This window comes from Micrococcus sp. (assembly GCF_030523875.1).
In the GTDB taxonomy this organism is placed as follows: domain Bacteria; phylum Actinomycetota; class Actinomycetes; order Actinomycetales; family Micrococcaceae; genus Micrococcus.
The window spans coordinates 1-5,281 of the sequence record NZ_JAUNHR010000113.1 but is presented as its reverse complement, the minus strand read 5'-3'; the positions used below and the strand labels follow the sequence as shown (position 1 = coordinate 5,281).

At 75.6% G+C, this 5,281-nt stretch carries 5 protein-coding genes; all 5 read left to right on the top strand.

Translation table 11 applies throughout. The features are described 5' to 3' along the window. Positions 1-601: 601 nt before the first annotated feature. The 5 genes from Q4D18_RS10895 to Q4D18_RS10875 all read left to right on the top strand — a co-directional run bounded on the left by Q4D18_RS10895 (position 602) and on the right by Q4D18_RS10875 (position 5,276). Positions 602-781: a hypothetical protein gene (locus tag Q4D18_RS10895; protein ID WP_303128297.1), complete on the top strand. Its 180-nt coding sequence runs from the start codon at positions 602-604 to the stop codon at positions 779-781. A 131-nt stretch (positions 782-912) separates the two neighbouring features. Beyond that, positions 913-1,968 (top strand): hypothetical protein, encoded by a 1,056-nt coding sequence (locus Q4D18_RS10890; RefSeq protein WP_303128295.1) that lies wholly within the window; start codon positions 913-915, stop codon positions 1,966-1,968. A 66-nt stretch (positions 1,969-2,034) separates the two neighbouring features. Then, positions 2,035-3,147 (top strand): 4-hydroxy-3-methylbut-2-enyl diphosphate reductase, encoded by a 1,113-nt coding sequence (locus Q4D18_RS10885; protein ID WP_303128294.1) that lies wholly within the window; start codon positions 2,035-2,037, stop codon positions 3,145-3,147. 187 nt (positions 3,148-3,334) lie between these two features. Next, entirely contained in the window at positions 3,335-3,811 is a 477-nt protein-coding gene (locus tag Q4D18_RS10880) for a gluconokinase (RefSeq protein ID WP_303128299.1), read from the top strand. 61 nt (positions 3,812-3,872) lie between these two features. After that, positions 3,873-5,276 carry a GntP family permease gene (locus Q4D18_RS10875; RefSeq protein ID WP_303128293.1) on the top strand — a complete coding sequence of 468 codons (1,404 nt, stop codon included), beginning with the start codon at positions 3,873-3,875 and terminating at the stop codon, positions 5,274-5,276. The last annotated feature ends 5 nt before the right edge of the window (positions 5,277-5,281 follow it).

The following is a 5,281-nucleotide window of genomic DNA, read 5'->3' as shown; positions in this document are numbered from 1 at the left end:
CGCGCCGACCTCGGAGGACCCCACCGCGCCGGCGCCCGGCACGGGCTCCGCCGGCGGACCGTCCGGGGGCCCGGGCGGTCCGGGAGCGCCCACCGCGGGCGCGCCCGCCGACCTGGGCGCGGGGGCCCCGACGTTCGGATCCGCCCCGGAGGCCGGTGCCGCCGCCGCTGGCCCCCTGGACGGGACCCCCGGAGGCGGCCGACCCGCCACTGTGAGTTCTGCACCGGGCGTCCCCGCCCCCGCGCCGGCACCCCTCGGCGGGCCGGGGCTGCCGCCGGGCCCGGCCACCGGGGGGGACGCGGGATCATCCGCGGCGGCCGCCGCGGACGTGTGGTCCGTCCCGGCGGGCGCCCTGACCGTGACCCCGGGGGTGTCCTCCCCCGCCGCACTGGCGGCCGTCGGGGCGCCTGCCGACGCGGTCCAGGTGCCGTCCGGAGCCTTCTCCGCGTTCGACGGTGCCCCTCCGGCGGGATCGCTGGCGGGCGCCGCGGTCGCGGCCCCGGGGGCCACCCCATGGCCGTCGGCGGACCAGGCATCCACCACAGGACTGCCCGCCGACGCGCCGGGCTCACCCGCCGGGCCGGAGGCAGCGCCGGTCTGGGTGCAGCAGGTCCCTGCCGCCGTGCAGCCCATGGCCGCCGCCGTCGCCACGGTGAACCTGTGGGCCTGGGCCTTCACCGGACTGGCCCTGCTCGCCACCGCCGGATTCACGGGGCTCTTCGCGGCACGACGGCGTGACCGCGCGGAGGCGCTCGCGGAGCAGGACGGCGCGGAGGGCTGACCCTCCGCGGCGTGGAGGGGCGGGCGGCGACGGCGACTGGGACCGTGCCGGGGCGGGCCAGTACGCTCGAGCCACCGGCCCTCCATGCCCCGACTCGCCCCGGCCTGACCTCGTCGCCCAGAAGGACCCCCATGCGCACCGCCTTCAGCCTCCTGCTCACCGTCCTCGCGGGGCTCATGGCCTTCGTGGCCACCGCCGGCGCCCTCGTGGACGAGGCCGCCCACCGCCCCGAGATGCTGCGCGGCATCACGGAGCAGGTCGCCTCCGACGACGCCGTCCGCGCCGCCATCCCGCGGGCGGTCACCGACGTGGTCGAGGACACCGTCCCGGACCAGGTGCCGGAGCCGCTGACCCAGTGGGCGGAGGACCTGACCCGGCCGATCGCCGAGTCCGTGGCGCAGGACCCGTCCGTGGTGCAGGGCTGGTCGGACACCGCGGACCAGGCCCGCCGCGCCTGGCTGATCGACCTGGAGCGGGCGCGCGAGTCGGAGGACCCGGTGCCCGGAGGACGGTTCGACATCCCGTTCGGCCCGGTCGCGCAGACCGGCCTGGTCTCCGCCCTCGGGGAGGTGGAGACCTCCCTGCGGGAAGACCGCTTCACTCTGCCCGGCCAGGGGCTCGCGGAGACCCTGCTCGGGGTGGACGTGGGGGACTGGGCGGCGGACACCCTGATCGCCCCCCTCTACGACCGCGCCGCCGAGCTCCGGGACAGCTCCGAGCTGACCATGACGGTGGAGGTCGAGGCGCTCCGGGAGGTGGACCGCTCCACGGTGGCCACGTGGGTGGCGGCGTCCGCGCACTGGATGTGGGCGGCGGTGGCGGCGCTCCTGCTGCTGCTCGCCGCCGTCGTCCTGGCGCCCGCCGGCCGTAGGGGACTGGCCCTGGCGGTGGCCGGCCTGACGGTGCTGCTGGGCACCCTCTGGCTGCGGGGGGCGCTGGCGCCGGAGTCCTTCGCCGTCTCCGCGCCGGAGGGCGTGCCGGACGGCGTCGCCGCGCTCGCCCGCGAGGTCCAGCGCGCCGTCGGGCCCGCCCTGGAGGGGGCGCTCGCCCCGTGGCTCCAGGGCCTGCTGTGGGGCGGCGGCGCCCTCCTGCTGCTCGGCGTGCTGGCGGCCCTGTCGGAGCTGGCGGCCCGCCGCCTGCGGCGGCACCGCACGCACCACGTCGCCGAGGGCTCCCACACGGCCTGACCGGCCGGGACGGGCCGCCGCTCCGCCCCCGGCGGACGCCGAGCGCGGGCCGATAGCATGGTCGTCATGTCCGTCCAGTCCAGCACCGTCCCCGCCTCCGCCCCGAGCCCCGTCGGCCTCGGCATGCCGCAGGTGCCCCGCACCCGCCGCTCCCGCGAGGAGGTCGAGGCCGCCGCGCCGGTGGCCGGGGACAAGCGTGTCCTGCTCGCCGCCCCCCGCGGCTACTGCGCCGGCGTGGACCGGGCCGTCGTCGCCGTCGAGAAGGCGCTCGAGCACCACGGCGCCCCGGTGTACGTGCGCAAGGAGATCGTCCACAACCGCCACGTGGTGGACACCCTCACCGAGCGCGGCGTGGTGTTCGTGGACGAGCTGGACGAGGTCCCCGAGGGCGCGCTGACCGTGTTCTCCGCGCACGGGGTCTCCCCGGCGGTCGTGGCGGAGGCCGCGCAGCGCAACCTGCAGACCATCGACGCCACCTGCCCCCTGGTCACCAAGGTGCACCGCGAGGCCGTGCGCTTCGCCAAGCAGGAGAAGCAGATCCTGCTGATCGGCCACACCGGCCACGAGGAGGTCGAGGGCACGTACGGCGAGGCGCCGGAGCACACCACAGTGATCAACGACGTCGACGAGGCCCGCGCCGTGCAGGTGGAGGATCCGGACAACCTCATCTGGCTCTCCCAGACCACCCTCTCCGTGGACGAGACCCTCGAGATCGTCTCCGTGCTCCGCGAGCGCTTCCCGAACCTGCAGGACCCGCCCTCGGACGACATCTGCTACGCCACCTCCAACCGCCAGGCCGCCATCAAGACCATCTCGCCCGAGTGCGACCTGGTCCTCGTGGTGGGCTCGGCGAACTCCTCCAACTCCGTCCGCCTCAAGGAGGTCGCGAAGGAGTACGGGGCCACCCGCGCCGAGCGCGTGGACTACGCGAACCAGGTGGACGAGGCCTGGTTCGAGGGCGTGGCCACCGTGGGCCTGTCCTCCGGCGCGTCCGTGCCCGAGGTCCTGGTCCAGGAGGTCCTCGCCCTGCTCGCCGACTACGGCTACGCCCAGGTGGACGAGGTGGTCACCGCGGAGGAGGACATCATGTTCTCCCTGCCCAAGGAGCTGCGCGCGCAGCTGAAGAAGGTCGGGGACGAGGACCGCGCGCTCGGCGGCCGCAGGCGCCCGCAGGCCTGAGCCGCCCGCGCCCGTCACAGGAGGGGGTCCCATGGGCCAGCACGACGACGCCGCCCGTGCGGCCATGACCGCCGCGGACAACGAGGACCGCAGCGCGTCCGCCCGGGCCGCGGCGCAGGTCGACGCCCGCGAGGCCGCCGCCGCGGTGGGGGAGGTGCCGTCCCTGGCGGGCACCGCCGTCGTGGTGATGGGCACCTCCGGGTCCGGCAAGACCGTCCTGGCCCTGCGCCTCGCGGAGGCCCTCGGCGTGCCGTACGCCGAGGCGGACGACTTCCACAGCGCCGAGGCCATCGCGAAGATGGCCGGCGGCACCCCCCTCACGGACGAGGACCGGTGGCCGTGGCTGCGCCGCATCCGCGACTGGATGTCCGAGCGGCCCCAGGGCCGCGGCGCCGTGGTCACCTGCTCCGCGCTCAAGCGCTCCTACCGCGACCTGCTCTCCGCGGCCCCCGTGCGCGTGCGCTTCCTGCACGTGGACGCCCCCGAGGAGGTCGTCCGCGAGCGCATGGAGCTCCGACGGCACTTCATGCCGCCCTCCCTGCTGACCAGCCAGTTCGCCACCCTCGAGCCGCTCCAGCCGGACGAGGACGGCGTGGTCCTGCCCAACCGGGGGACCATGGAGGAGCTCACCGAGCGCGCCCTGCGCGCGCTCGCCGAGGACTGACCCCGCGCCGCCCCCCGGCGCCCCCACACACCCCGCACCCCGACGGACGAAGGAGTCCCTCATGACACTGGAGGAGTGGACCCCCGTGCTGGGGGCCGGCCCCCTGCTCGGCATCGCGCTCGCGGCCATCCTGCTGCTGCTGTTCCTGATCATGTACGTCCGCATGCACGCCTTCGTGGCGCTCGTGCTGGTCAGCCTGGTGACCGCGTTCGCCGCGGGCATCCCCGCGGGGCTCGTGGTCCCCGCCATGACGAAGGGCTTCGGCTCCACCCTGGCCTCCGTGGCCCTGCTCGTCGGCCTGGGTGCCATGCTCGGGCGGGTGGTGGAGGTCTCCGGCGGCGCCAAGGCGCTCGCGGACACCCTGATCCGGGTGTTCGGGGAGAGGCGCGCCCCCTTCGCCCTGGGCGTGGCCTCGCTGCTGTTCGGCTTCCCGATCTTCTTCGACGCCGGCCTCGTGGTGATGCTGCCGGTGATCTTCGCGGTGGCCCGCCGCCTGGGCGGCTCGGTGCTGGCGTACGGCCTGCCCGCCGCGGGCGCGTTCTCCGTGATGCACATCTACGTGCCGCCGCACCCCGGCCCGGTCACCGCCGCCGAGCTGTTCGGGGCGAACGTGGGACTGGTGATGCTGCTGGGCCTGCTGATCGCGGTGCCCACCTGGTATGTGACGTCCTACCTGTTCGGCCTGTGGGCCGGGCGGCGGTGGACGCTCCCCGTGCCGGCCATCCTGGGCCGCGCGGACGAGGAGCGCGAGGCGAACCCGCCGGCGTTCGGCCTGGTGGTGGCCGTGCTCGTGCTGCCCATGCTGCTGATCCTCATGAACACGGGTCTGAACACCCTCAACACCGCCGGCGCGTTCGGCGGCGACGTCTCCGACCAGGGCTGGTACCAGGTGCTGCGCGCGCTCGGCGAGACGCCCGTGGCCCTGCTCATCACCCTCCTGGTGGCCACGTTCACCCTGGGCCGCCGCGCCGAGGGCGGCCGGGACGGCCTGGAGAAGATCCTCGACGGCGCCCTGGGCCCCGTGTGCTCCGTGATCCTGGTGACCGGCGCCGGCGGCATGTTCGGCGGCGTGCTGCGGACCTCCGGCATCGGCGACGCCCTCGCGGACTCCCTCACCGGCATGGGCGTGCCGCTGATCCTGGCGGGCTTCCTGATCGCCGGCGCCCTGCGCATCGCCCAGGGCTCGGCCACGGTGGCCCTCACGACGGCGGCCGGTCTGCTCTCCGCGGCCGTCGCCTCCGCCGGGTACACCGAGCTGCAGGTGGCCACCATGGTGATCGCCGTGGCCGCGGGCTCCGTGATCGCCTCCCACGTCAACGACTCCGGCTTCTGGCTGGTGGGCCGGTTCTTCGGCATGGACGTGAAGACCACGCTCAAGACGTGGACCGTCCTGGAGACCCTGATCGGCGTGATGGGCTTCGCCCTCGCGTGGGCCGTGTTCGGGGTCGCCGGCGCGCTGGCCTGAGCCCC

Bases quoted from the DNA above. Each gene is read 5' to 3' on its own strand.
- Q4D18_RS10890 (WP_303128295.1), top strand. From the start codon at position 913: ATGCGCACCGCCTTCAGCCTCCTGCTCACCGTCCTCGCGGGGCTCATG.
- Q4D18_RS10885 (WP_303128294.1), top strand. From the start codon at position 2,035: ATGTCCGTCCAGTCCAGCACCGTCCCCGCCTCCGCCCCGAGCCCCGTC.
- Q4D18_RS10880 (WP_303128299.1), top strand. From the start codon at position 3,335: ATGGGCACCTCCGGGTCCGGCAAGACCGTCCTGGCCCTGCGCCTCGCG.
- Q4D18_RS10875 (WP_303128293.1), top strand. From the start codon at position 3,873: ATGACACTGGAGGAGTGGACCCCCGTGCTGGGGGCCGGCCCCCTGCTC.